Below are 24935 nucleotides of genomic sequence, written 5' to 3' on the forward strand. Positions count from 1 at the left end.
CGGGCGCGCGCGGGCGCAGCCGGTCCCGCCCGGGCGCAGGCGGAACCAGGCGGGGAACGGGAGACGGCAGAACGACGGCCCAGGGACGGACGTGGCGCCCTCGGGCGGAAGAGACGCACCCGGGGAGACGCGACGCCCCGGCCCGCCAGGTGAAAACGCCTCGCCTCCGGGGGCCGGGCGGCGCTAGCGTCCCGGCATGACGACGACCATCCCGCACCCCCTGTTCGCCCGGGCCCTCGCCGAGCTGGGCCTCGACCTCGACGTCCGCGCCTTCCCCGAAGGGACCCGCACGGCCGCCGACGCCGCCGCCGCGATCGGCTGCGAGCTCAGCCAGATCGTGAAGTCGCTGGTCTTCGCGGCGGACGGCGTCCCGGTGATGGTCCTCATGGACGGTGCCTCGCGGGTCGACGTCGACGCCGTGCGGCGTCAACTCGGCGCCGCGAAAGTCACCCGCGCCGACGCCGCGCTGGTCCGCGAGACCACCGGCTACGCCATCGGCGGTGTTCCGCCCTTCGGCCACCGCACCCGCACCCGCGTGCTGGCCGACCGGTCCCTGCTGGAGCACGACGTGGTCTGGGCCGCGGCCGGCACCCCGCACACGGTGTTCCCCATGGCCCCGCGGGAGCTCGTCCGGCACGCCGCGGCCGCGCTGGCCGACGTACGCGAAACCACCTGACCGCGCCCGCACCCGCGCACCCCGCCGCGGGGGCCGGCCGGGCCCGTGCCCGGCACCCGGCCGGCACCCGTCAGAGGCAGGACCGCAGTGCCCGGACCAGCGCCTGCGCGCGCGGGTCGGCGGTGACCGACTTGGCGTGGGAGTTGGTGACGTAGCCGAAGCCGATGCCCGACTCCGGGTCCGCGAAGGCCAGGGACCCGCCCCGCCCCGGGTGGCCGAAGGAGGCCGGGGACAGCAGCGGGGACGCCGGCCCGTGCAGCATGTAGCCCGGGCCGAAGCGGGTGTTCACGACCAGCACCCGGTCGGCCCCGGACGCGAACTCCGTGCCGGCCAGCGCCGAGGTGGCGGGCGTGAAGATCCGCGCCCCCTCCTCCACCACGCCGATGGTCGCCGCGTAGAAGCGGGCCAGGGCGCGCGCCGTGCCGATGCCGGCGGAACCGGGCAGCTCGGCCGCCTGGTAGACGGGGTCGTTCTCGTCCGGCAGGGGGTCGATGGCCGCGAAGGCGCGGCGGGTGAGGGAGCCCGGGTCGGCGTACGCCTCCGAAACGTTTCTCCTCGGCCGGGTCTTCAGCAGTCCCGCACCCGGCGGCGGCTCGACCGGCGCCACCCGGCCCACCCGGTGCGCCTCGCCTTCCGGCAGGCCGATCCAGAAGTCCAGCCCGAGCGGCTCGGCGATCTCCTCGGCCAGGATCCCGCCGACGGTGCGGCCCGTCGCCCGGAGCACCAGCTCGGACAGCAGCCAGCTGAAGGTCTGGGCGTGGTAGCCGTGCGCGGTGCCCGGCTCCCAGAAGGCCTGCTGCGCGGCGACCGCGCGCGCCCCGCTGACCCCGTCGGCGGCCTGCGCCGTGGTGAGGCCGCGCTCCAGTGCGGGAACGCCGGCCTGGTGGGCGAGGAGGTGGCGGACCAGCGTCTTCTCCTTGCCGCCCGCCTTGAACTCGGGCCAGTACGAGCCCACCGGCGCGTCCAGGTCCAGCAGTCCGCGCTGGTGCAGCAGCAGCGGCACGGCCGCGGCCACGCCCTTGGTGGCGGAGCGCACGATCGTCGCGGTGTCCTCGGTCCAGGGCCCGCCGCCGTCGCCGTCCGCGTCCTTCGTGCCGCCCCACAGGTCGACGACCTTGCGGCCGTCCCGGTAGACGGCCACCGCCGCGCCGCGGTCCCCGAGCGTCTCGAAATTGCGCGCGAAGGCGTCTCTGACGGGCTCGAAGCCCTCGGTCACCACACCCTGGATGTTCACGAGCAGACCAACAACCGCCGACGGTTGCTTATGCCGCCATATCGCCATGTCGCCATTTCGGCTGTGGCTACGCCGCGGCCACCGAGCGCGGGTCGAAGCCGAACGGCAGCTCCAGCCGGTGCGCACCCATCAGCGCCTCGTCGCACAGCAGGTCCCGGGTGCGTCCGTCGGCGGCGATGACACCCTCGCTCAGGATCACCGAGCGCGGGCAGAGCTCCAGCGCGTACGGCAGGTCGTGGGTCACCATCAGCACCGTGACGTCCAGCGAGCGCAGGATGTCGGCGAGCTCGCGCCGCGAGGCCGGGTCGAGGTTGGAGGAGGGCTCGTCCAGGACGAGGATCTCCGGCCGCATCGCCAGTACGGTCGCCACGGCCACCCGGCGGCGCTGCCCGAAGGACAGGTGGTGCGGGGGCCGGTCGGCGAGCCCGGCCATGCCGACCTGTTCGAGGGCCTCGCGGACCCGCTCCTCCAGTTCGGCGCCCCGCAGGCCGGCCGCCGCCGGGCCGAAGGCGACGTCCTCGCGCACGGTCGGCATGAACAGCTGGTCGTCGGGGTCCTGGAAGACGATGCCGACCCTGCGCCGGATCTCGGCGAGGTTCCGCTTCTCCACCGGCAGCCCGGCCACGGTCACCGACCCGACCCCGCCCCCGAGGATGCCGTTGAGGTGTAGGACCAGGGTGGTCTTGCCCGCGCCGTTGGGGCCGAGCAGGGCCACCCGCTCCCCGCGGCCGATGGTGAGGTCGACCCCGAAGAGGGCCTGGTGCCCGTCCGGGTAGGCGAAGGCAACTCCGGACACCTCCAGGGAGGGCGCGGCGGAAGCGGCGGGGGAAGCAGCGGAAGCAGACGTCACAGCGTCCAACCCATCAGACAGACGGCGAGCGCCGTAACCGGGAGCACGGCCGAGTACGCCCACTGGGCGCGGGTGGCCGTGACGTCGTCGATCACCGGCATGGAGCCGGCGTAGCCGCGGCTGACCATCGCGAGGTAGACCCGCTCGCCGCGTTCGTAGGAGCGGATGAACAGCGCGCCGGCCGTCTTGGCGAGCACTCCCCAGTGCCGGATCCCGCGCGCCTCGAACCCGCGCGAGCGCCGGGCGATCGACATGCGGCGCAGCTCGTCGGTGATGACGTCGCCGTACCGGATCATGAAGGAGGCGATCTGCACCAGCAGCGGCGGCAGTTTCAGCCGCTGGAGTCCCAGCAGCAGCGCCCGCAGTTCGGTGGTGGAGGCGAGCAGTACGGAGGCGGCCACCCCGAGGGTGCCCTTGGCCAGGACGTTCCAGGCACCCCACAGGCCCGAAACGCTCAGCGACATGCCGAGCACCTCCACCCGTTCGCCCTGGGCGACGAAGGGCATGAGGACGGCGAAGAGGACGAACGGGACCTCGATCAGCATCCGCCGCAGCAGGAATCCCACGGGAATGCGGGCCGCCGCGGTGACGACGGCGATGAGGGCCGCGTACCCGGCGAAGGCCCCCACCGCCTCGCGCGGGGTGGAGACGACGACGACCACGAACGCGAACGTCGCGGCGATCTTGCAGTGCGGCGGCAGCTCGTGCACCGGCGAGTGCCCGTGCCGGTAGAGCTTGTGCGCGTGGCCCGCCCCCATGTCAGCCAGCCGACGGGGCGGCCGTGGAGGCCGCGGTCAGGTCCTGCGCGCGGCGGCGGCGCACGACCCAGAAGACGCCGGTGCCCACGGCGACGGTCGAGCCGACGCCGATGACGCCCGCGAGGCCGCCGGACAGGCGTGCGTCGGTGACGTCCTTGACGCTGTAGTCGGCGAGGGGCGAGCCGGCGGCGGCGTGCTCCTCCACCTTGGTGTCGATGCCCTTGTCGGCGGCGACCTTCTCCAGTCCGTCGGGGCTGGCGGAGGCGTAGAAGGAGACGAAGCCGGCCAGGACGAGGGCGGTGACGAGGCCGCTCAGCCACAGTGTGCGGGTGGAGCGGGCGGCCGCGGGCTCCGGCGTGGCGGCGGGTGCGGGGGCGTCGACCAGCTCGCCGCCGACGCGCAGCTTCAGCGGGACGGTCAGCCGGCGCGCGCCGTGGACCAGGTCGGGCCGTACGGCGATCACGGCGCCGACGGTCGCGGCGGTGATGGCGGCCTCGCCGATGCCGATGAGCACGTGGACGCCGACCATGGCCGTGACGACCTTGCCGATCGGGACGTCGGTGGTGCCGCCGACCGCGTAGAGGGCGGTAAAGGCGGCGGCCGCGGCGGGAACCGAGAGCAGGGCGCCGGTGAAGGCGGCGACGGTGACCGAGCGGCGGCCGGCGGGCAGCAGCCGCAGGAGGCCGCGGAAGACGGCGTAGGCGACGACGACGGTCACCACGGCCATGTTGAGGACGTTGACGCCGAGCGCGGTCAATCCGCCGTCGGCGAAGAGGATGCCCTGCATCAGCAGGACGACGGCCACGCACAGCACACCGGTGTACGGGCCGACGAGTATCGCGGCGAGGGCCCCTCCCAGCAGGTGCCCGCTGGTGCCGGCGGCGACCGGGAAGTTCAGCATCTGCACGGCGAAGATGAAGGCGGCGACGAGCCCGGCCAGCGGGGCGGTGCGCTCGTCGAGCTCGCGGCGGGCGCCACGCAGGCTGACCGCGACAGCGGCGGCGGCCGCCACTCCTGCGGCCGCCGAGACGGGTGTGTTGATGAATCCGTCGGGCACATGCATGGAGAAGCTCCGCTTCCTCTTTCTCGCACAGGTCTACAGCCGTTCAAGAGTAGTACCCAGTTGCAAATGGTTGGCAAGAGCGGTCGGGTCACAAATAGATCCCTGCGCTTTCGTCGGAATGTGCGAGGCTGGACACGGACAAACGGACGTAAATGATCCGATTTCGAGGAGTCTGGTCGATGTCAGCCGCCGCCGAGAATCCACCAGCCACCGCGGGCACGACCGCGACCGCCGCCCCCGACGCCCCCACCGTGACCGCCACCGCGGCCACCGCCGACGCCGTCCGGGGCGTCGCCATCGAGGAGCGGGTACGCGCGCGGGTGATCACCGACGACCCCCTCTACCGGGCCATTCCGGTGGCCCTGCGCTTCACCCCCGCCGAGCCGCTGGCCGTGCGCGTCGTCTTCCCTGCGGAGCTGTCCCCCGAGGACACCGACAACGAGTGGGTCTTCCCCCTCGCCCTCCTGGAGGCCGGCCTGCTGGCCCCGTCCGGGAGCGGGGACGTACGCATCTGGCCCTGCGGCCGCGTCCAGGCGGTGGTCGAGTTCCACTCGCCCGAGGGCGTCGCCGTCCTCCAGTTCGACAGCGCCGCGCTGCGCCGCTTCCTGCGCCGTACGTACGCCACCACCCGGACGGCGTAGCCGGACGCGACCGGCCCCGCACCTGGGTTCCAGGTGCGGGGCCGGTCGTGCGCCGGGTGAGTTCCCGGGCCCGAGGTTGACGCGTCGCGGGTGAGTTCCCGGGCCGGAGGTTGACCCGCGTCGCCGGTGAGTTCCCGGGCCGCGGGTTGACCCGCGTCGCGGGTGGGTTTCAGGGCCGGGAGTTGACTCAGGCGTTGACGAGCTCGCGCTGCTTGCCGGGGTCCTCCGGGGAGCCGGGCCCGGACTCGCCGAGGTGCTTGCGCAGGCTCTCGCCCTCCACGTCCACGTTGGGCAGGATCCGGTCGAGCCACTTCGGCAGCCACCAGGCCTTGTGTCCGAGCAGCGCCAGCACCGCCGGGACGATGGCCATGCGGACCACGAAGGCGTCGAAGAGGACGGCGACGGCCAGGCCGAAGCCGATCATCTTGACCATCGAGTCGCTGGCCCCCAGGAAGCCGGAGAAGACGGCGATCATGATGACCGCGGCCGCCACGACCACGCGGGCGCTGTACTGGAAGCCGGTCACCACGGCCTGGCCGGGGCGCTCGCCGTGGACGTACGCCTCCCTCATCCGGGTGACCAGGAAGACCTCGTAGTCCATGGCGAGGCCGAAGACCACGCCCACCATGAAGATCGGCATCATCGACATGATCGGACCGGTCTGCTCCACCCCGAACACCGAGCCGAGCCAGCCCCACTGGAAGACCGCGACGACCGCGCCGAGGGCCGCGACGACCGACAGCAGGAAGCCGAGGGCCGCCTTGAGCGGGACCAGGATCGAGCGGAAGACCAGCATCAGCAGCAGGAAGGCGAGGCCGACGACCAGTGCCAGGTAGGGCAGCAGCGCGTCGTTCATCTTCTGCGAGAAGTCGATGTTCATCGCGGTCTGGCCGCTGACGAGCACGTCCTTGCCGTTGCCGTCGCGGATCGAGTGGACCAGGTCCTCCGTCTCGGTGGAGGAGGGCCGGTCCTTCGGGATCACGCTGACGATCGCCGCGTCCTTGGCCTCGTTCTGGCGCGGGGGCATCACGGCCGCCACCCCGTCCAGGCCCTTGATCCGGTCGGCGGTGCGGTCGGCCAGCGCCTTGTCGCCGTCGACGACCACCATCAGCGGACCGTTGAAGCCGGGGCCGAAGCCCTCGGACAGCATGTCGTACGCCTTGCGCTGGCTGGTGGAGACCGGCTTGGAGCCGTCGTCCGGCAGGCCCATCTCCAGCTTGGACGCCGGGATCGCGATGGCGCCGAGGCCGATGACACCGACCAGCAGCACCATGACGGGGCGGCGCAGCACGAAGCGGGCCCAGCGGGTCCCTCCGTTGGCCTTGGGCTCGGCGCCGGCCGGGCGGCCCTTGCCGAACAGCTTGCTCTTCTGGCCGGCGGGCAGCACCTTCCTGCCCGCGAAGCCCAGGATCGCCGGCACCAGGGTGAGGGCGACGAGCACCGCGATGACCACCGTGCCGGCGGCGGCGACACCCATCTTCGTCAGCATCGGGATGTTGACGACGGCCAGGCCCACGAGGGCGATGATCACGGTCAGTCCGGCGAAGACGACGGCGGAGCCGGCGGTTCCGGCGGCCCGGCCGGCCGCCTCGTCGCGCTCACGGCCCTCGGCGAGCTCCACGCGGTAGCGGGAGACGATGAAGAGCGCGTAGTCGATGCCGACCGCGAGGCCGATCATCATCGCGAGGGTGGAGGTGGTGGAGCCGAGGTCCAGCACGTTGGCGAGCGCGGTGATCGAGGACACGCCGATGCCGACGCCGATCAGCGCGGTCAGCAGCGGCAGCCCGGCGGCGACCAGCGAGCCGAAGGTGATGACCAGGACGATGCCGGCGATCAGGATGCCGATGGCCTCGCCGGAGCCCGTCTCCGGGGCCTCGATCAGCGCGTCGCCGCCGATCTCCACCTGGAGGCCGGCCTGCTGGGCGCCGTGGCCCGAGTCCTTGAGCGCTTCGCGGGTCTCGTTCTTCAGCTCCATGCCGCTGACCTTGTACTTCACGCTGACGTAGGTGGTGGAGCCGTCCTGGCTCACCGCCTTCGTCTGGTACGGGTCGTCGACGGTGGCGACCTGGGCGGCGCCCGGGCCGCTCTTCAGGCCGGAGATGAGCTTCTCGACCTCGGCCTTGGTGCCCGGGTCGGTGACCTTGGCACCCGCCGGGGCCTTGATGACGATGCGGGCGGTCGCGCCGTCGGCGGACATGCCCGGGAACTTCTCGTCCAGCAGGTCGAAGGCCTTCTGGGCCTCCGTGCCGGGTATCGAGAACGAGCCGGAGGTGGGCGCGGAGGCCGTCGCGGCGCCGAAGCCCGCGGCGACGAGCAGCGCCACCCATACGAGGGCGACCAGGCCGCGGCGCCTGAAGGCACCGCGCCCGAGCCGGTAGAGGAAGGTGGCCACGTCGTGGTTCTCCCGTTTCAGGTCGTGGGATGGATCCGGGTCGGATCAGGGCGTGGAAAGCCGGCCCGACGACGAGAGCGGCGTGTCAGGAGCAGCAGGAGGGACGTTGTGTACTTCTGAGGAGCTGTGCCCGTTCGTCAGACGCCGAGGGCGGGGAACACCACGGCGTCGATGAACTGGCCGAGGAAGGCCTGGTCGACGGACCGGTCCTCGATCAGCGGGAGCGCGATGAACGCCCCGATGAGCATGTGCGGTACGAAGTCCAGCGCCGGGCAGTCCGGCCGGATCTCGCCCCGCTCGACCGCACGCCGGAGCATCGCCTGGAGACCGTTGATCTCGGGGTCGACCAGCAGGTCGCGCAGCGCCCGGTGCAGTTCCGGACTCTCGTGGACGGCATGGGCCAGGCCCCGCATCAGCGCGGTGTCCTTGGCCATCTGCGCGTCGTCCGAGCACTCGACCATCCGGGCGAAGTCCCCGCGCAGGCTGCCCGTGTCGATCTCCCGGAGGGTGACCGGCTGGGTGCACCGCAGGGCCTTGGCGACCAGCTCCGGCTTGCTCCCCCACTGGCGGTAGAGGGTGGCCTTGCTGGACTTCGTACGTGCGGCGACCGCGTCCATGGTCAGCGCCTCGTAGCCGACCTCCCGCAGGAGGTCGAGGACCGCCCCGTGGAGTTCGGCTTCCCGTTCGGGGGTGATCCGGCTGCGCCGAGCCGACATCACGTCGCTCACCCGGCAACCTGCCTTCATCGCGACACCTCCGAACGAAACGGTTCCGTACTCCTCACTCAGAGACTACCCGCCCGCCTAACGAAACGAAACCGTTCCGTTTCGATAGCGGGCGTGTTGTGGGTCACGCGCCCGGCGGGAACCTTCGGAAACCCCCGCTCACCTGTACGAGTTGCCGGGCCCCCCTGGCGCGGAAAGCATTGGGGGGTGAGCCACGACGTCGCGTACCTCCGCTATCCGCACCTGCACGACGACCTGCTGTGCTTCGCCACCGAGGACGACCTGTGGGTGGCCCCCCTCGTCCCCGACGGCCAGACCCCCGGCCGGGCCTGGCGGATCACCGTCGACCGCACCCGCGTCGGCCACCCGCGCTTCTCCCCGGACGGACGGCACATCGCCTTCACCACCTGGCGCAGCCTCGACCCCGAGATCCACCTCGCCCCCGTGGACGGCGGCCCCGCCCGCCGGCTCACCTACTGGGGCTCCACCGACACCCGCGTCTGCGGCTGGGACCCCGACGGGAACATCCTGGCCGTCTCCTCCCACGGCCAGCCCTTCTCCTACTACTCCTGGGCGTACAAGCTGCCCACCGACGGCAGCCCGGGCGGACGCCTGCCCTGGGGCCCGGTCTCCGACCTCCAGGTCGCCGACGCCGGCGGCGAACACCGCAGCCTGCTGCTGACCGGCAAGCCCCCGCACGAGCCCGCCGCCTGGAAGCGCTACCGCGGCGGCGCCACCGGCCGGCTCTGGCTGCACGGACAGCGGCTCCTGGAGGACCTGGAAGGCCACCTCGACTCGCCGATGTTCGTCGGCGACCGGATCGCCTTCCTCTCCGACCACGAGGGAGTCGGCAACCTCTACTCCTGCCTGCCCGACGGCACCGGCCTGCGCCGCCACACCGACCACGACGAGTTCTACGCCCGGCACGCCTCCAGCGACGGCTCCCGCGTCGTCTACCAGTGCGCCGGCGACCTCTGGCTGGTCGACTCCCTCGCCGCGGACGCCTCCCCGCGCAAGCTGCCGGTCCGCCTCGGCGGCCCGCGCGCGGGACGGCGTACGTACCAGGTGCCGGCCGCCAGCAACGTCGACTCGCTGTCCGTCGACACCACCGGACGCGCCAGCGCCGTCGTCGTACGCGGCAGCCTGTACTGGCTCACCCACCGCGACGGCCCCGCCCGCACCATCGCCGACACCCCCGGCGTGCGGGTACGGCTGCCCGAGATGCTCGGCAGCGGCGGGCAGGTCGCCTACGTCACCGACGCCGAGGGAGAGGACGCGATCGAGATCGCCTACCTCCCCCGCGCCTCCGGCGACCGCGAACCGCGCCGGCTGGCCTCGGGCGAGCTGGGACGCGTGACGGAACTGCTGGCCGATCCCGACGGGGAGCGGCTCGCCATCGCCTCCAACGACGGACGGCTGCTGCTGCTCGACGCGACGGAGGAGTCCAACGGGGAGGTCACCGAGCTCATCCGGTCCATCAACGGCCCCGTCACCGACCTGGCCTTCTCCCCCGACGGCTGCTGGCTGACCTGGTCGCACCCCGGCATCGGGCGGTCCCTGCGCCAGATCAAGATGGCCAGGATCTCCGGCCCGGGCGCCCACGTCGTCATCGACGTCACCAACGGCCGCTTCGAGGATGAAAACCCGGTTTTCACCCGGGACGGCCGTTACCTCGCGTTCCTGTCCTGGCGCGGGTTCGACCCGGTGTACGACGTCCACACCGGCGACCTGTCCTTCCCGCTCGGCTGCCGCCCCTACCTCGTGCCGCTTTCCTCGGCCACCCCCTCCCCCTTCGCCTTCTCCCCAGACGGCCGGCCCGCGGCGGGCGGACTCGACCCCGTCGACGGCGAGTCCGGCGAGGGCGACGGCACGGTGACGGTGGAGGTGGAGGGCCTGGAGAGCCGGGTCACGCCCTTCCCCGTCTCCGCGTCGAAGTACTCGGCCCTCTACCCCGTGCACGGCGGCGGACTGGTCTGGCTGCGCTGGCCCATCTCGGGCGCGCTCGGCGAGACCTTCGCCAACCCGGCCGACACCAGCGGCAAGCCCACGCTGGAGCACTTCGACATGACCAAGGCCCGCAAGGCGGAACTGGCCTCCGGGCTCGACTGGTTCGCCGTCAGCGGCGACGGCACCCGCCTCGTCGTCAACGACGACGGCGACCTGCGCGCCGTCCCCGCGACCGAGCCGGGCGACGGTGACTCCACCGTCTACCTCGACCTGCGGCGCATCCTGCACGAGGTGGACCCGGCCGCCGAGTGGCGCCAGGCCTTCGAGGAGGCCGGCCGGCTCATCCCCGCGTACTTCTGGGAGCCGAGGATGTGCGGGATCGACTGGGACGGCGTACTGCGCCAGTACCGCCCCCTCGTCGAACGGATCGCCTCCCCCGACGAGTTCGCGGACCTCATGCGCGAGGTGCTCGGCGAGCTCGGCACCTCCCACGCGTACGTCTCCCCCGCCCGCCGCAACGAGGGGCCGCCCCACTACCAGCGGGCCATCGGCCTGCTCGGCGCCAACCTCGTGCACCGCGAGGAGGGCTGGGTGGTCAAGCGGATCCTGCCCGGCGAGTCCTCCGACTCCAAGGCCCGCTCCCCGCTCGCGGGCACCGGCATCCGCGAGGGCGCGGTCCTCACCCACGTCGACGGGCGGCCGGTCGACCCGGTGACCGGCCCGTACCCGCTGCTCTCGGCGGCCGGCGGCACCACCGTCGAGCTCACCTTCGAACCCGCCGAGGGAGAGGGCCGGGCCCGGCGGGTCGCGGTCGTCCCGCTGATCGACGAGCGGCCGCTGCGCTACCAGGACTGGGTGTCCAAGCGCCGCGCCGTGGTCCGCGAGCTGAGCGGCGGCCGCTGCGGCTACCTGCACATCCCCGACATGGGCGGCTCGGGCTGGGCGCAGTTCAACCGGGACCTGCGCATGGAGATGTCCCGGCCCGCCCTTATCGTGGACGTACGCGGCAACGCGGGCGGGCACATCAGCGAGCTGGTGGTGGAGAAACTCACCCGTTCGATCCTCGGCTGGGACCTGACCCGGGGCGCGCAGCCCGTCTCGTACGCGTCGAACGCGCCGCGCGGCCCGATCGTGGCACTGGCCGACGAGGCGACCTCCTCCGACGGCGACATGATCACGGCCGCCTTCAAACTGCTGGGGCTGGGCCCGGTGGTGGGCCAGCGCACCTGGGGCGGGGTCGTCGGGATGACCGGCCGGCACACCCTGGGCGACGGGACGGTGATCACCGTGCCGATGAACGCCGCCTGGTTCCCGGAGTACGGCTGGTCGGTGGAGAACCACGGCGTGGAGCCGGACCTGGCGATCCTGCGCACCCCGCTCGACTGGGCGGAGGGGCGGCACGCGCAGCTGGACGACGCCGTGCACCTGGCGCTGGAGCTGCTGGAACAGGATCCGGCCGCGGTGCCGCCCGGCTACACCGACGTACCGGACCTCCGGCGCCCGAAGCTGCCGCCGCGGGAGTAGGGCCCGGCGGCGGAGCGAGCCGTGCGGAAGGCGGCATGCGGAAGGGGCCCGGTCCGTACCGCGGTACGGACCGGGCCCCTTCGCGTGTGAGCGCGGTGAGCGCGGTGAGCGTCAGGCCCGGCCGTCGAGCCCGTCCCTCACGTCGTCGGACGACGCCTCCCCCGGCTCCCTCTTCTCACCGACCCCGACGGCGCGCCCGGACACCCCGTCCTTCGCGCCCTGCCCGGCCTTCTCGGCCCGCTCCCTCAGCTGGTTCGCCTTGTCCCTGAACTGGTCCTTGAGAGACATGCTTCATCACTCCGTACGGAACTCGGTGGTGGGGGCCCGACCAGACTGACACGGAGTGACAAAGCGCGCATGTCGGTCAGCTCCGCCGGGAGCGCTCCTGCTCGTCGGCCGCCCCGCCCGCCCCGACCAGCCCCTTGGAGACGCCGGCCAGCCTCGGTTCGAAGCGCCTCATCTCCCGCTGACCGCCCGCCGCGATGACCGCGGGCAGGTAGCCGCGGACGCCCTGCATCCCGCGCAGCCACCACTGCGCGTACACGTGCGCCGAGCGCCGTTCGACGCCGGCCACGATCCGGTCCACGGCCGGCCCCAGCGGGTAGGTGCGGTTCGCGGGCCACGGCAGCCGCCGGCGCAGCTCGCGCATCACGTCGTTCTGGTCGGCGCCGCGCACCATGTCGGTGTCGGTCCAGGAGAGGTAGCCGACGCCCACCTTGACGCCCTTGTAGCCGACCTCGGCGCGCAGGCAGTGGGCGAAGGCCTCGACGCCGGACTTGGAGGCGCAGTACGCCGTCATCATCGGCGCGGGGGTGATCGCGGCGAGCGAGGCGATCTGGAGGAAGTAACCGCGGCTCTCCATGAGTACGGGCAGGAAGGCGCGGGCGGTGACGGCCCCGCCGATCAGGTTGACCTCGATGACGCGGCGCCAGGCCACGGGGTCGGAGTCCGCGAACGGCCCGCCGACGGCGACGCCCGCGTTGGCTATCACTATGTCGACTTTCCCGAAGCGCTCCTTGACCTCCTGCGCGACGCGGGCCATCGCCTCGTGGTCGGTGACGTCGGCGTACCAGTGGTCGCTGTCGGTGTGCAGCCGCTCGGAGACCTCCTTGAGCGCCTCCGGCTCCAGGCCCACCAGGGCGACCTTCGCGCCGCGCGCGGACAGCTTGCGGGCGAGCAGTTCACCGACCCCGCGCGCGGCGCCGGTGACGACGGCGACCTGGCCTTCCAGACTCCTGCGAGCGCTCACGCGGTCTTCTCCTTCGGTGTGTCGGATACGTCGGATACGGCGGATGCGCTGGATGTGCCGGATGCGCCGGCGTCGGAAGGTACGGCAAGTACGACGACCGCGGCCGGTCCGGCAGGTGCGGCGGACGGGCTCGGTACGGCAGCCGGGGCGGACGGGCCGGCCGCGGAGCCCAGGTACCGGGTCGTCAGTTCGCGCACGGCGCCAGTGACGGCCTCGGGGGCCTCGACCGGCGTCATGTGCCCCATGCCGGTGAGTTCGGTCAGGCCCACGCAGTGCGGCAGCGCGGCCGCGATCCGCCGGGCGTGCGCGACCGGGGTGAGCCGGTCGTCCCTGCCCACGAGGACGGCGGTCGGCACCGTCAGCCCGGCCAGTCCGGCGTCCAGGTCCAGCCCGGCCAGCACCTCGGACCAGGCGTGGCGCACCCCTGCGGGGCAGGCGTGCACGATGCGGGCACAGGCCTCCACCCGGTCCGGCGCGGAGCCGGGCCCCATCGTCGCGTACTTGAGCACCGCGCGGCCGAGGGGCGTGACCGGCCCGAGCGGCGCGCGGGAGCCGAGCACGGCGCGGGTCGTACGGGTCCGCGCGCGCCCGGCGCGCAACGGCAGCACGGTCGCCTCCGCGACCAGCCGCGAACTGCCGGTGCTGCACAGCAGGGCGGCCGCGACGTGCTCGGCGAACTCGGGCCGGCCGGCGGCGGCCATGACGGTCATGCCGCCCATGGAATGCCCGGCCACCACGGCCCGCTCGCCGGGGGCGAGGGCGGCCTCCAGCACGGCGGCCAGGTCGTCGGCGAGGGCGGTGGTGCTGTAGGCGGCGGCCGCCGGGCTGCGGCCGTGGCCGCGCTGGTCGTACGCGATGACCCGGTGGTCGCGGGACAGTTCGCGGATCTGCGCCGCCCAGAAGGCGGTGGAGCAGGTCCAGCCGTGGGAGAGCACGACGGCCGGGGCGCCTTCCGCCCCGTGCACCTCCACGTGCAGCCGGGCCCCGTCGGCGGAGACCGCGACCAGTTCGCGGGCGGCGGCCGGGGGCGCGTACCGGCCGGTGGTGACGTGTCCCGGCCGGCTCACGCGGCTCCCTCCCCGGCGGGAGCGGCCGGGGCGACGGCCGCGGAGCCGGCGTTCGGGGCGACGGCCGCGGAGCCGGCGTTCGGGGCGACGGCGACCGCGACCCGGTCCGGGCCGCGCTCGCGCACCCGTACAACCTCGTACTCCGAAAGGTCGACCGTGCGCGTCTCGCGGCGGAACTCCCCCGTCGTCCCCGGCCAGACGGTGGTGTTGCGGCCCTGGGAGTCGAGGTACCAGCTGGTGCACCCACCGGTGTTCCACACGGTCCGCTCCATCCGCGTCTGGACGCGGCGGTTCCACTGGTTCACGGCGGAGGGCCGGGCGGCCAGCGCGGTGCGCCCGCCCAGGCTGCTCCCGTCGAGCAGGGAGAGCTGGCGCAGGTAGTCCGCCATGTAGTTCAGCTGCGACTCGATCATCAGGATCATGGAACTGTTCCCGAGGCCGGTGTTCGGGCCGATGATCGTCATCCAGTTCGGGAAGCCGGCCGCGGTCGCGCCGCGCAGCGCCTGCATCCCGTCCTTCCAGGCCTCCGCGAGGCTCTGCCCGTCGGCGCCCACCACCCGGTCGGCGATGGGCATGTCCGTGACGTGGAAGCCGGTGCCGAAGATGATCGCGTCCACCTCGGTCTCGGTCCCGTCGGCGGCGACGAGGACCGAGCCCCTGATCTCCTTGAGCCCGGAGGCGACCAGGTCCACGTCGGGCCGGGCCAGCGCCGGGTAGTACTCGCTGGAGAGCAGGATCCGCTTGCAGCCGATCCGGTACGAGGGCGTGAGCTTGGCCCGCAGCGCCGGGTCCTTGATGGAACGCGCCATATTGGCCTTGGCCAGGGATTCGATCAGCCCGAGCTGGTTCGGGCGCTTGGTGAAGGCGCTGACCTGGAGCTCGCGGATCCCCCACAGCAGCCCGCGGCGGGCCGACTGGGTGAAGGGCAGCTGCCGGTGCAGCCACCGCTCGACGGCGCTGATGGCCCGGTCCGTGCGCGGCATGACCCACGGCGCGGTCCGCTGGAAGAGCGTCAGGCGCTCCGTCCGGGGGGCGATGGCGGGCACGATCTGGATCGCGGAGGCGCCCGTACCGATCATGGCGACGCGCTTGCCGGTCAGGTCGTAGTCGTGGTCCCAGCGCGCCGAGTGGAAGACCTTGCCGGGGAACCCGGCGAGCCCGGGGATCTCGGGCATCTTCGGGTCGGACAGCGGCCCGGTCGCCGACACCACGACGTCGGCGGTCAGGTCGCCCGCCGAGGTCTCGATCTCCCAGCGCAGCTCGTGCGCGTCCCAGCGCATCATCAGGACCTCGTGGCCGAGCCGGATGTGCCGGCGCAACCCGAAGGTGTCGGCGACGTGCTCCAGGTAGGCGCGGATGGCGGGCTGCCCGGAGAAGGTCCGCGGCCAGTCGGGGTTCGGCGCGAAGGAGAAGGAGTAGAGGTGCGAGGGCACGTCGCAGGCGCACCCCGGATAGCTGTTGTCGCGCCAGGTGCCGCCGACCGAGTCGGCCCGCTCCAGCACGACGAAGTCGGTGATCCCCTCGCGCCGCAGCCGCACGGCGGCACCGAGTCCGCCGAACCCGGACCCGATCACCGCCACCCGTACGTGCTCGCGCCGGCCCCCGCCGGCCTTCCTGGCCCTACCGCCCATGCCCGCCGCCTTCCGCACCGCAATCCGAAACCGCAACGCTGCCAGCAATCACTGGCACAATCGGGAGAGTAGAGCAGCTCCGTACCCATGGGTAGGGGTCGTGCCCGGAAAGTTACTGCGGGTACGCCCCAGGGGTGCACAGTGATCAGGCCCGGCATGATCCACACGTCACCCCCTAGGCTGCGCGTGTGGACACACCGGTGAAGAGAGAGGCGGAACCCGCCGTGGCGCGCGAGTACCGGACCGGGGAACTGGCCGAGGCGGCCGGCATCCCGGTGCGCACCCTGCGCTTCTACCGCGAGCGCAAGCTTCTCCCGCCGCCCCGCCGCGAGGGCCGCATCGCCTGGTACGGCGAACACCACCTGGCCCGGCTGCGCACGATCGCCGCCCTGCTCGAACGCGGCCACACCCTCGGCGGCATCGCCGAGCTGACCGCCGCCTTCGAGAAGGGCCGCGACGCCAGCCAGCTGGGCGAGCTGCTCGGCATCGGCTGGTGGGAGGAGACCCCGGTCCGGCTCTCGCCGGAGGACCTGGCCGACTACTTCGAGGGCGAGGTGACCCCGGAGAACCTGGCGGCCTCGCTCGACCTCGGCTACCTCGCCACCGACGGCGAGGAGATCGTGCACGTCAGCCGGCGGCTGCTGGACGTCTCATCCGCCCTGGTCCGCGAGGGGGTACCGCTGTCGGCGGTACTGGAGACCGGCCGCCGGGTCCGCGAGCACGCGGACGCGCTGGCGGCGCTGTTCACCGAGCTGATATCCACCCACATCGGGCAGGACGCCGTCGCGCGGCTGCGCCCGCTGGCCAAGAGCGTGGTCGAGGCAGAGCTGACGATGGCGATGGGCCGCCTGCACCAGCAGCTCCCGCCGGAGCCGGAGGCACCCCAGGCACCCGAGGCGCCCGAGGCGTCCCAGGCGCCCGCACCACCCCAGGCGTCCCAGCCGCCACGGCAGCCGGGAAGGCCGCAGACGCCCCAGCCGCCTCAGACGCCGAGTTCGTAGACGACGGTCACCGGTGCGTGGTCCGACCACCGCTCCGGGTGCGTCTCCGCCCGCTCGACGAAGGCCTTCACGGCCCTGGCCGCCAGGCCGGGGCTCGCCACCTGGAGGTCGATGCGCCAGCCCGCGTCGTTGTCGAAGGCCCGGCCCCGGTAGGACCACCAGGAATACGGCCCGTCCGTCTCCGGGTGCAGCACGCGCACGACGTCGACGTACCCGGCCTCCGTGTACACCTTCCCCAGCCACTCGCGCTCCTCGGGCAGGAAGCCCGCGTTCTTGCGGTTGGTCTTCCAGTTCTTGAGGTCGGCCTCCTGGTGGCAGATGTTCCAGTCACCGCACACCACCACCTCCCGCCCGTCGGCGGCGGCCCGCGCCTTCAGCGCCCGCAGGTAGCCGAGGAACTCCCCCATGAACCGGTACTTCTCGTCCTGGCGCTCGGTGCCGGCCTCCCCGGACGGCAGGTACAGGCTCGCGACGGTGACGCCGGGCAGGTCGACCTCGACGTAGCGCCCGCTCGTGTCGAACTCGTCACTTCCGAAGCCCACCTGCACCCGTTCGGGTGCCCGCCGCGTGTACACGGCGACGCCGGCCCGCCCCTTGGCGGCGGCCGGCGCGAACACGGTGTGCCAGCCCCCGGGCGCCCCGGCCTCCGGCGGAATCTGCGCCGCCTCCGCCCGTACCTCCTGCAGGCAGACGACATCGGCGTCGGATCCGGCGAGCCACTCCACGAACCCCTTCTTGGCGGCGGCGCGGATCCCATTCACATTCACGGAGGTCACGGTGAGCATCCCTGCACCATAGCCGGAGGGATCCGTACGATATTCGAATGTCTCACGGTATAAACATCCGCGCCGTACCGTACGACCACCCGGACGCGGTGCGGCTCGACGCCCAGGTCCAGGTCGAATACCAGCAGCGCTACGACGGCGAGGGCGACGCCACCTTCCTCGACCCCGCCATGTTCGTCCCGCCGAACGGCCTCTACCTCCTCGCGTACGACGCCACCGGCACCCCGGTGGCCAGCGGCGGCTGGCGGGGCCAGGAGAAGAACGGCGAGGGCTACTCGGACGGCGACGCCGAGATCAAGCGGATGTACGTCGTCCCGCAGGCGCGCGGCCTGGGCCTGGCCCGCCGCATCCTGGCGGAACTGGAGACCGACGCCCGGGCGGCGGGCCGGCGCCGCATGGTCCTGGAGACCGGCGACCAGCAGCCGGAGGCCATCGCCCTCTACCTGTCGTCCGGCTACGCCCTGTCCGAGAAGTTCGGCTACTACCGCTTCCACGAGTCCAGCCGCTGCATGACGAAGCCGCTGCCCGCCGCCGGCTCCTGACGGACGACCCCGGGCGCGCAGAGCCTGCCGCTGCCCCGACGGCGGCGGGCGGGGCGCACAGGGGCGCGACCGATCGGGGGACGGAACCCGCCCGGCGGCCGCACCGGCCCGCAGGGCGCGACCGCTCGGGGAACGCACCCCGCACGGCGTGCCGCACCGGCCCGGGCGGGCAGCGCCCCGCCCCCACCCGCCGGACCGGGCACCCCCGGTCAGCGGTCGAGCCAGGCCGCTTCGTCCGAGCCCCACCGGGACGGCCCGCGCGCCCAGTCCCCGAGGGGGCTCGCCGCGTACCGCAGGACCCCGTACCCGGACTCCGCCTCCCGCAGCCACGGCTCCGGCGAGTACCCCGGCACCCCCGCGCCCGCCGTCGGAATCTCCCGCACCAGCCACGACGCCGTCCCGGCCAGGGAGAACCGCAGCGCGCGGCCGCCGCCCTCCGCCAGCGCCCGCAGCACACCCGCGGCCACCAGGTACCCCGTCCCGTGGTCCAGCGCCTGCGCCGGCAGCACCCCCGGGGCGCCGCCCTCCCCGGCACACCGCGCGGCGATCCCGTACCCCGCCTGCACCAGCGAGTCGAAGCCCCGGCGCCCCGCCCACGGCCCGCGCCACCCCCACGCGCACAGCTGCGCCACCACCAGCCCCGGCCACCGCTCCAGCAGCTTCTCCGCGCCCAGCCCGAACCGCTCCAGCGCTCCCGGCCGGTACCCCGTCACCACCACGTCGGCGCCGTCGAGCAGCCCCTCCAGCACCCCCCGGTCACCCGCGTCCGCCAGGTCCAGCAGCGCGGACCGCTTCCCGAAGCCGGTGTCCGCGTACGCGTCGTCCGCCTCGGGCAGGCGCGGGGAGTCGATCCGCAGCACGTCCGCGCCCAGCAGCCCCAGCGTCCGCGTCGCGACGGGCCCGGCGATGACCCGGGTCAGGTCCAGCACCCGCACCCCGTCCGCCGGCAGCGCGCCCGGCCCGCGCACCCGCCCGCGCCCGGGCCCCCGTACCCACTCGACCAGCGGCTGCGGCTCCCCGTAGTCCTGCGCCACGGCGACGGCCAGCCCGCCCTCCGCGTACACCGCCTCCTGGGCCTGCGCCGCGTCCATCCCCGCGAGCGCCCCCCGCACCGCCTCCGGAGTCGCCGGCACGCCGAGCGCCCGTACCAGGGCGGCCTCGTGGTGCGGGTAGTTGGCGTGGGTCCGCACCCAGCCGTCGGCCGCCGGCCAGAACCCCGACAGCGGCGCGAAGCTCACCGGCGCGCGTCCCCGCACCCGCAGGTGCCGCTCGCTGACGAACGCCGTCGCCACGGCACCCTCGTCCACCACGACCGGCGCCGCGTCCAGGGCCGTACCCCCGGCCCGTACGGCGGCCAGCTCGGCCGCCGCCAACCCGCACACCCCGACGCAGGCCCGCGCCAACTCCCGCACCGGCAGCGGCCCCGCCAGCCCGCTCGCCCCCCGATAACCCACCCGCCCGGCCAACTCCGCGGCACCGCCGAGCGCTTCCCAAGCCTGAGCCGTAGCCCTGTCCACCGTGTCCATCCCCCGATACTCGCGCAGCCCCCGCCGACCCCACCCACCGGCCGACCCCTCACACCCCACCGCCACTCCGGAAACACCCACGGCAACGCCGAGATCCCGGTAGCCACCCGGGAACTGCGCCTGTCGGCTGTTCACTGCGCATGGCAGAGTGACCTGGCCAATGAGGTGGGGGTACGCAACCCGACGTGGGCGGATCACTGAACTCGCTCAGGGCGGCGAGGCCTGACCGAGGAACAGCTTCGGCAAGGAATCAACGACGCGATGGACCAGGTGGAGCAAGCGCAGCGCAACGGCGAGAACGTCCCGCAGGTCAGGAACCGGAAGTGACTCGGGGAGAGTGGGGCTGCGCAGTCGCCCCTGTGGCCGGCCTGGCCACCGGTGTACTCGGGTCGGTGCTCCTGGCAGCCGCCTGGCGGGCATGCGACGTAGGGGTGAACGGCGCGGCCAACGGGCTCGCGCTGATCTTCTACGCAGCCCTGCTCGCGATCATGTCGGCGGTGTGGTGGGGGGGTGCTCATCGGGTACGTAGGACGTTGGAACCTCCCGGTCGCCCTACTGGGCGGCACAGCCGGCGCGGCGGTCATGGTATGGATCTTCGTGGCTCTCCTCCAGGTTCCCGACGGCTACCGCTGCTGACGAGTCCGCTCCGACCCGGTGATGCGCAGAGCACCTCAGGCGTCCGGCCAGCAGGCCGGCGTGCGTTCCCCTTCACCCCATCCCCGGCAAGCCCCGCACCGGGACGGGCCATCGGACACCGTCTCGGATGCACCCCACAAACGCCGAGATCCCGCCCAGCCTCTCGGCTGAACGGGATCTCGTGACGATTCCTGAGAGCTACTCAAGAACTGTCGTCTGTGGACCTGTGGGGATTTGAACCCCAGACCCCCTCGATGCGAACGAGGTGCGCTACCAGACTGCGCCACAGGCCCTTGCGACGTGTGAAACATTAGCATCCCCGCGCGGGTGCTCCAAAACGGGTTGTCCGGAGCGTCCGCGCAGGTCACCGATCACTCGTTCGCGGCGCGCGGGCGGTCTTCGCTCTCGTACTGGTCGAAGAGCGGCGTCCGGCCCAGATCGCGGCCGCGGGGGCGGGGCGGGGCGGCCTGGGGCTTGGGCTCCGGCTGCGCGGGCGCCGGCGGGCCCGGCTGGGCGCGCAGGCGGGGTTCGGTCGGCTCGGCGGTGCTGGAGCGGGTGGCGCTCCAGCCGTCGGGGTTGACGGGGCCGGTGGCGCGGGGCGCGACCGGGGCCGTCACGTACGTCGGCAGCGGGACCGGCACCGGCTCCCAGCTGTCGCCGCGCGCCGGGCCGCGCTCGCGCTCGCGCTGCTGGTCCACCCACTCGGCGTGGTCGGTCTGCTCGACCAGCGCACGGCGCCCCGCCTCCTGCGGGGAGAGGGGGGGTGCGGGGTCCGGTTCGGTGGCGTCGGCGGGCTCCGGCTGTTCGCGGTGGCGCTGAGGGCGGTTCTCGCGGAGGCTGCGGGCGGCCGCCTCGGCGCGGCGCCGGTCCATCGTGAACTCGTAGCGCCGCCGCTCCTGGACGCGCAGGTGCACGATGTAGGCGCTCAGCAGCAGGGCCGGCACGGCCGGGGCCCACAGGTACCGGATGCCGCCGACGGCCGCGACGATGGCGCCGCCGCTGAAGGCGAGGAAGAGGAGCGCCGTGGTGCGCCGGCGGCGCGCGAGCACCTGGAGGCGCTGCTGGCGGCGGACCCGCTCGGCCTCCGCGGACCTCGGCTCGGCTCTGGTCGGGGGCACGCCGACGGCCCGGGCGTCGGCGTCCACGGAATTCACCGTTTCGGTCGCCGCGTCCGGGTCCGCGTGGGGCTGGGCCTCCGCCTGATCCTCACCGCGCTCACGCAGCCCCTTGGCGTAACGGCGCTCCATTCCCGCCCGGCCGGAAAGCAGCCGGATGGCGGTGGAGAAGCGTTCCGTCGGACGTGCTTCGTTCAGCTCGTCCTGCCTCCGGAGCCACATGGGCACCAAGTAGGCGGCCCAGGCCCCGACGATGACTGCGTAGATGAGGCCGCTGCTGCTCACACCTCACACCGTAGAGGGGTGCGGCCGAGGGGATCAGCCAATTGGGCCGGTGTGTCGCACGATCCGGCTGATATCACCGACTTTTTTTGTGATTCTTCGGATCAGGTTATGGGTGAATCACGCAGAAATTCGAACGCTTTTGCGATTACCTGCTTTACGCGGGTGCCGACGGCGGACTTTCCCGTCGGCGCGTCCGGTGCCAGCGGCGCAGCAGCCCCTGCGGAACCTCCTCCGCCGTGAGCGCGAAGACCAGGTGGTCGCGCCACGCCCCGTCGATATGTAGATAACGCGGCCGCAGCCCCTCCTCACGGAACCCGAGCTTCTCCACGACACGCCGGCTGGGCCCGTTCTCCGGGCGGATGCACACCTCGATCCGGTGCAGGCCGACCTTCTGGAAGCAGTGGTCCACGGCGAGCGCGACCGCCGTCGGCATCACCCCGCGCCCGGCCACGTCCCGGTCCACCCAGTAGCCCACATGGGCGGCGCACATCGAGCCCCAGGTGATCCCGGCGACCGTCAGCTGGCCGACCAGCCGCCCCTGGTACTCGATGACGAAGGGCAGCATCCGGCCCGCGTTCGCCTCCGCCCGCAGATGGCGGACCATCTGCCGGTACGTCGGCCGGTGGATCACCGGCCCCCACGGCGCGGGCGGCGGGATGGTGGCCTCCCACGGCCGCAGCCAGTCGCGGTTGCGGCGGTTGACCTCGCGCCAGGCGCGCTGGTCCCGCAGCTTTATCGGCCGGAGCGTGACATCGCCGTCCGCCAGCACCACCGGCCAGGAAGGGCCGTTCAGCTCGGGCTCCCGGGCACCGCGTCCGGTCTGGGGTGGTCGCCGCCCCGGATCTGGTCGACGGCGTGCGGCAGGATCCGGGACAGCACCGCGAGACCGTCCTTCACCCCGCCCGTGGACCCGGGCAGGTTCACGATCAGGGTGCGGCCGGCGACGCCCGCCAGGCCCCGCGACAGGGCGGCGGTGGGCACCTTCGCCAGACCCTCCGCGCGGATGGCCTGCGGAATGCCGGGGATCTCGTAGTCCAGCACCCGGGCGGTGGCGTCCGGGGTCCGGTCGGTCGGCGAGATGCCGGTCCCGCCGGTGGTCAGGATGACGTCGTAGCCGGCGGCCACGCCCTCGCGCAGCGCCCCCTCGACGGGATCGCCGTCGGGGACCACGCGCGGGCCGTCCACCGTGAAGCCGAGCTTCTCCAGGGCCTCGGCCAGCAGCGGGCCGCCCTTGTCCGCGTACACCCCTTGCGAGGCACGGTTGGAGGCGGTGACGACGAGCGCCCGCCCCGGCAGGGCCTCGGCGGCGGGACGCCGCGCCTCCTCGGCCCCGGCGGCCGCCGGCGGCACGTGGCTGTGCACCTCGCCGCCGCGCGGGGGCGTCACGGCCGGCTCCAGTCGCCCGACTTGCCGCCGGTCTTCTCCTCCACCCGGACGTCGGTGATCACCGCGCCCTTGTCGACTGCCTTCACCATGTCGATCACGGTGAGGCCGGCGACGGCGACCGCGGTCAGCGCCTCCATCTCGACGCCCGTACGGTCGGTGGTCTTGACGGTGGCGAGGATCTCCACGGCGTCGTCGGCGACCTTCAGGTCCACCTTCACCCCGGAGACCGCCAGCGGGTGGCAGAGCGGGATCAGGTCGGGCGTCTTCTTGGCCCCCATGATCCCGGCGATCCGCGCGGTGGCGAGGGCGTCGCCCTTCGGCACGCCCTCACCGCGCAGCAGCTCGATCACCCGGGGCGAGACGAGGACGCGGCCGCTGGCGCGCGCCGTCCGGGTGGTGACGTCCTTCTCCGAGACGTCGACCATCCGGGCCGCGCCGGCCTCGTCGATGTGCGTCAGCCTGCTGTGCGTACTCATGTCTGCGTGCCGCTCCCGCTCCGGGCCCCCTGGAGCCGTGGGGCCTGTGTGGTGCAACACGCTACCCGCACCGGCCGTTCCTCAGCCGAGCAGGATCACTTCCAGCTCGGCGCCGGGCTCCACCGAGGTGACGTCCTCCGGTACGACCATCAGCGAGTCGGCGTGCGCGAGCGCGGCGATCAGGTGGGAGCCGGATCCGCCGACCGGGGTGACCGTGCCGGCCTCGGCGTCGTACGCGCCGCGCAGGAACTGGCGGCGGGCCGCCGGGGAGCGCAGCGGCTGGTCGGCCTTCAGCACGGCGCGCACGCTGGGCCGGGAGACCTCGGACTGCGGCAGGCCCATGAGCGCCCGGATCGCGGGACGCACGAACAGCTCGAAGGAGACGTAGGAGGACACCGGGTTGCCGGGCAGGGCCAGCAGCGGGGTGTGGTCGGGGCCTACGGTCCCGAATCCCTGCGGCTTGCCGGGCTGCATGGCGAGCTTGCGGAAGTCGACGCCGCCGGCCGCCCCGCCCTCGCCGCCGGACCCGGCGGCGGTCAGGGCCTCCTTCACCACGTCGTAGGCGCCGACGCTGACCCCGCCCGTGGTGACGAGCAGGTCGGCGCGGATCAGCTGGTCCTCGATGGTGGAGCGCAGGGTGTCGGCGTCGTCGGCGACCGCGCCGACGCGGTAGGCGATGGCGCCGGCGTCGCGGGCGGCGGCGGCCAGGGCGAAGCTGTTGGAGTCGTAGATGGTCCCGGCGGCCAGCGCCTCACCCGGCTGGACCAGCTCGCTGCCGGTGGACAGGACGACCACGCGCGGCCGCGGGCGGACCCGCACGGTGCCGCGGCCGATCGCCGCCAGCAGCGCGATCTGCGGCGGGCCGAGGACCGTACCGGCGGCCAGCGCCAGGTCGCCGGCCTGTACGTCGCTTCCGCGCGAGCGCACGTGCGCGCGGGCCTCGGCCGCGCGGTGGACGCGTACCTCGCCGCCGGCGCCCTCGGGCGCCGCGCTGGCGGGGGTCATGCCGGAGGCGGCGCCGCCGCCCGTGCCGCCGTCGGTCCACTCGACCGGTACGACGGCTTCCGCGCCGGGCGGCAGCGGGGCGCCGGTCATGATGCGGGCGGCCTGGCCGGGGCCGACGGTGGGCAGCTCGCCGCTGCCGGCCGCCACGTCGCCGATGACGGCGAGCACCGCGGGGAACTCCTCGCTCGCACCCTGGACGTCAGCCGTCCGGACGGCGTAGCCGTCCATGGAGCTGTTGTCGAAGGGCGGCAGGGCGACGGGCACGGTGACGTCCTCGACCAGGACGCAGCCCTGGGCGTCCAGCAGCTGGAGCTCGATGGGCTCGAGCGGCCTGACGGCGGCGAGGACGTCGGCGAGGTGCTCGTCCACCGACCACAGGCGGTGGTGGCCGGTGTCCTGCGGTGCGCTGCTGCTCAAGGTG

The 24935-nt window shown here is 73.4% G+C and carries 22 protein-coding genes and 1 tRNA gene; 5 read left to right on the forward strand and 18 right to left on the reverse strand.

Annotated features, from left to right (window positions below):
• The first annotated feature begins 196 nt into the window (after positions 1-196).
• On the forward strand, positions 197-676 hold the full coding sequence (locus ACZ501_RS28315) for a YbaK/EbsC family protein (RefSeq protein WP_468799273.1): 480 nt from the start codon (positions 197-199) through the stop codon (positions 674-676).
• A 70-nt stretch (positions 677-746) separates the two neighbouring features.
• On the opposite strand, the gene ACZ501_RS28320 is transcribed toward ACZ501_RS28315, so the two are convergent.
• From ACZ501_RS28320 to ACZ501_RS28335, 4 genes are all read right to left on the reverse strand, one after another.
• Positions 747-1910: a serine hydrolase domain-containing protein gene (locus ACZ501_RS28320; RefSeq protein ID WP_468799275.1), complete on the reverse strand. Its 1164-nt coding sequence runs from the start codon at positions 1908-1910 to the stop codon at positions 747-749.
• A gap of 67 nt (positions 1911-1977) precedes the next feature.
• Positions 1978-2760 carry an energy-coupling factor ABC transporter ATP-binding protein gene (locus tag ACZ501_RS28325; protein ID WP_468799277.1) on the reverse strand — a complete coding sequence of 261 codons (783 nt, stop codon included), beginning with the start codon at positions 2758-2760 and terminating at the stop codon, positions 1978-1980.
• Positions 2757-3518: a cobalt ECF transporter T component CbiQ gene (gene cbiQ / locus ACZ501_RS28330; RefSeq protein ID WP_468799279.1), complete on the reverse strand. Its 762-nt coding sequence runs from the start codon at positions 3516-3518 to the stop codon at positions 2757-2759. The genes ACZ501_RS28325 and cbiQ overlap by 4 nt, the downstream gene beginning before the upstream one ends.
• 1 nt (position 3519) lies before the next feature.
• Positions 3520-4581, reverse strand: coding sequence for an energy-coupling factor ABC transporter permease (locus tag ACZ501_RS28335; RefSeq protein WP_468799281.1), 1062 nt, complete (start codon positions 4579-4581; stop codon positions 3520-3522).
• 179 nt (positions 4582-4760) lie between these two features.
• Here ACZ501_RS28335 and ACZ501_RS28340 point away from each other — a divergent pair, with 179 nt between their 5' ends.
• Positions 4761-5222: an SsgA family sporulation/cell division regulator gene (locus ACZ501_RS28340; protein ID WP_361597377.1), complete on the forward strand. Its 462-nt coding sequence runs from the start codon at positions 4761-4763 to the stop codon at positions 5220-5222.
• A gap of 187 nt (positions 5223-5409) precedes the next feature.
• Here ACZ501_RS28340 and ACZ501_RS28345 read toward each other — a convergent pair whose 3' ends face one another.
• Entirely contained in the window at positions 5410-7614 is a 2205-nt protein-coding gene (locus ACZ501_RS28345) for an MMPL family transporter (RefSeq protein ID WP_468799283.1), read from the reverse strand.
• A gap of 137 nt (positions 7615-7751) precedes the next feature.
• On the reverse strand, positions 7752-8330 hold the full coding sequence (locus ACZ501_RS28350) for a TetR/AcrR family transcriptional regulator (RefSeq protein WP_361597509.1): 579 nt from the start codon (positions 8328-8330) through the stop codon (positions 7752-7754).
• 216 nt (positions 8331-8546) lie between these two features.
• On the opposite strand from ACZ501_RS28350, the gene ACZ501_RS28355 reads away from it, so the two are divergent.
• Complete coding sequence (locus tag ACZ501_RS28355; protein WP_361597383.1) at positions 8547-11810, forward strand: S41 family peptidase; 3264 nt, start codon at positions 8547-8549, stop codon at positions 11808-11810.
• A 111-nt stretch (positions 11811-11921) separates the two neighbouring features.
• Here the strand turns inward: ACZ501_RS28355 and ACZ501_RS28360 are convergent, their stop codons facing one another.
• The 4 genes from ACZ501_RS28360 to ACZ501_RS28375 all read right to left on the reverse strand — a co-directional run bounded on the left by ACZ501_RS28360 (position 11922) and on the right by ACZ501_RS28375 (position 15757).
• Entirely contained in the window at positions 11922-12098 is a 177-nt protein-coding gene (locus ACZ501_RS28360) for a hypothetical protein (RefSeq protein ID WP_361597386.1), read from the reverse strand.
• A gap of 76 nt (positions 12099-12174) precedes the next feature.
• Positions 12175-13059, reverse strand: coding sequence for an SDR family oxidoreductase (locus tag ACZ501_RS28365; protein ID WP_468799285.1), 885 nt, complete (start codon positions 13057-13059; stop codon positions 12175-12177).
• Positions 13056-14126 carry an alpha/beta fold hydrolase gene (locus ACZ501_RS28370; RefSeq protein WP_468799287.1) on the reverse strand — a complete coding sequence of 357 codons (1071 nt, stop codon included), beginning with the start codon at positions 14124-14126 and terminating at the stop codon, positions 13056-13058. The genes ACZ501_RS28365 and ACZ501_RS28370 overlap by 4 nt, the downstream gene beginning before the upstream one ends.
• Complete coding sequence (locus tag ACZ501_RS28375) at positions 14123-15757, reverse strand: flavin-containing monooxygenase (protein WP_468799289.1); 1635 nt, start codon at positions 15755-15757, stop codon at positions 14123-14125. Before ACZ501_RS28375 ends, ACZ501_RS28370 begins: the two co-directional genes overlap by 4 nt.
• A 188-nt stretch (positions 15758-15945) precedes the next feature.
• Here ACZ501_RS28375 and ACZ501_RS28380 point away from each other — a divergent pair, with 188 nt between their 5' ends.
• Complete coding sequence (locus ACZ501_RS28380; protein WP_468799291.1) at positions 15946-16758, forward strand: MerR family transcriptional regulator; 813 nt, start codon at positions 15946-15948, stop codon at positions 16756-16758.
• Here ACZ501_RS28380 and ACZ501_RS28385 read toward each other — a convergent pair.
• Entirely contained in the window at positions 16740-17543 is an 804-nt protein-coding gene (locus ACZ501_RS28385) for an exodeoxyribonuclease III (RefSeq protein ID WP_468799293.1), read from the reverse strand. The two genes, ACZ501_RS28380 and ACZ501_RS28385, sit on opposite strands and share 19 nt — an antisense overlap.
• A gap of 38 nt (positions 17544-17581) precedes the next feature.
• On the opposite strand from ACZ501_RS28385, the gene ACZ501_RS28390 reads away from it, so the two are divergent.
• Complete coding sequence (locus ACZ501_RS28390; RefSeq protein ID WP_362463068.1) at positions 17582-18085, forward strand: GNAT family N-acetyltransferase; 504 nt, start codon at positions 17582-17584, stop codon at positions 18083-18085.
• Between the two features lie 209 nt (positions 18086-18294).
• On the opposite strand, the gene ACZ501_RS28395 is transcribed toward ACZ501_RS28390, so the two are convergent.
• From ACZ501_RS28395 to glp, 7 genes are all read right to left on the reverse strand, one after another.
• Positions 18295-19611: a CoA transferase gene (locus ACZ501_RS28395; protein WP_468799295.1), complete on the reverse strand. Its 1317-nt coding sequence runs from the start codon at positions 19609-19611 to the stop codon at positions 18295-18297.
• A gap of 855 nt (positions 19612-20466) precedes the next feature.
• Positions 20467-20540 (reverse strand) — tRNA-Ala (locus ACZ501_RS28400).
• A 78-nt stretch (positions 20541-20618) separates the two neighbouring features.
• Complete coding sequence (sepX, locus tag ACZ501_RS28405) at positions 20619-21647, reverse strand: divisome protein SepX/GlpR (RefSeq protein ID WP_468799297.1); 1029 nt, start codon at positions 21645-21647, stop codon at positions 20619-20621.
• A 154-nt stretch (positions 21648-21801) separates the two neighbouring features.
• Entirely contained in the window at positions 21802-22419 is a 618-nt protein-coding gene (locus ACZ501_RS28410; protein ID WP_468799299.1) for a GNAT family N-acetyltransferase, read from the reverse strand.
• 17 nt (positions 22420-22436) lie between these two features.
• Positions 22437-22997 (reverse strand): MogA/MoaB family molybdenum cofactor biosynthesis protein, encoded by a 561-nt coding sequence (locus ACZ501_RS28415; RefSeq protein WP_468799457.1) that lies wholly within the window; start codon positions 22995-22997, stop codon positions 22437-22439.
• A gap of 32 nt (positions 22998-23029) precedes the next feature.
• Positions 23030-23509 (reverse strand): cyclic pyranopterin monophosphate synthase MoaC, encoded by a 480-nt coding sequence (gene moaC / locus ACZ501_RS28420; protein WP_361597419.1) that lies wholly within the window; start codon positions 23507-23509, stop codon positions 23030-23032.
• 81 nt (positions 23510-23590) lie between these two features.
• Positions 23591-24931, reverse strand: a complete 1341-nt coding sequence (gene glp / locus ACZ501_RS28425; protein ID WP_468799301.1) for a molybdotransferase-like divisome protein Glp — start codon at positions 24929-24931, stop codon at positions 23591-23593.
• Positions 24932-24935 lie beyond the last annotated feature (4 nt).

The organism is Streptomyces sp. NPDC034085, assembly GCF_055575555.1.

Excerpts from the sequence above, each read along its gene's own strand:
- ACZ501_RS28390 (WP_362463068.1), top strand. The coding sequence starts at position 17,582 with ATGTCTCACGGTATAAACATCCGCGCCGTACCGTACGACCACCCGGAC.
- ACZ501_RS28385 (WP_468799293.1), bottom strand. The coding sequence starts at position 17,543 with ATGCTCACCGTGACCTCCGTGAATGTGAATGGGATCCGCGCCGCCGCC.
- ACZ501_RS28375 (WP_468799289.1), bottom strand. The coding sequence starts at position 15,757 with ATGGGCGGTAGGGCCAGGAAGGCCGGCGGGGGCCGGCGCGAGCACGTA.
- ACZ501_RS28315 (WP_468799273.1), top strand. The coding sequence starts at position 197 with ATGACGACGACCATCCCGCACCCCCTGTTCGCCCGGGCCCTCGCCGAG.
- ACZ501_RS28340 (WP_361597377.1), top strand. The coding sequence starts at position 4,761 with ATGTCAGCCGCCGCCGAGAATCCACCAGCCACCGCGGGCACGACCGCG.
- ACZ501_RS28395 (WP_468799295.1), bottom strand. The coding sequence starts at position 19,611 with ATGGACACGGTGGACAGGGCTACGGCTCAGGCTTGGGAAGCGCTCGGC.
- ACZ501_RS28350 (WP_361597509.1), bottom strand. The coding sequence starts at position 8,330 with ATGTCGGCTCGGCGCAGCCGGATCACCCCCGAACGGGAAGCCGAACTC.
- ACZ501_RS28335 (WP_468799281.1), bottom strand. The coding sequence starts at position 4,581 with ATGCATGTGCCCGACGGATTCATCAACACACCCGTCTCGGCGGCCGCA.
- moaC (WP_361597419.1), bottom strand. The coding sequence starts at position 23,509 with ATGAGTACGCACAGCAGGCTGACGCACATCGACGAGGCCGGCGCGGCC.
- cbiQ (WP_468799279.1), bottom strand. The coding sequence starts at position 3,518 with ATGGGGGCGGGCCACGCGCACAAGCTCTACCGGCACGGGCACTCGCCG.
- ACZ501_RS28360 (WP_361597386.1), bottom strand. The coding sequence starts at position 12,098 with ATGTCTCTCAAGGACCAGTTCAGGGACAAGGCGAACCAGCTGAGGGAG.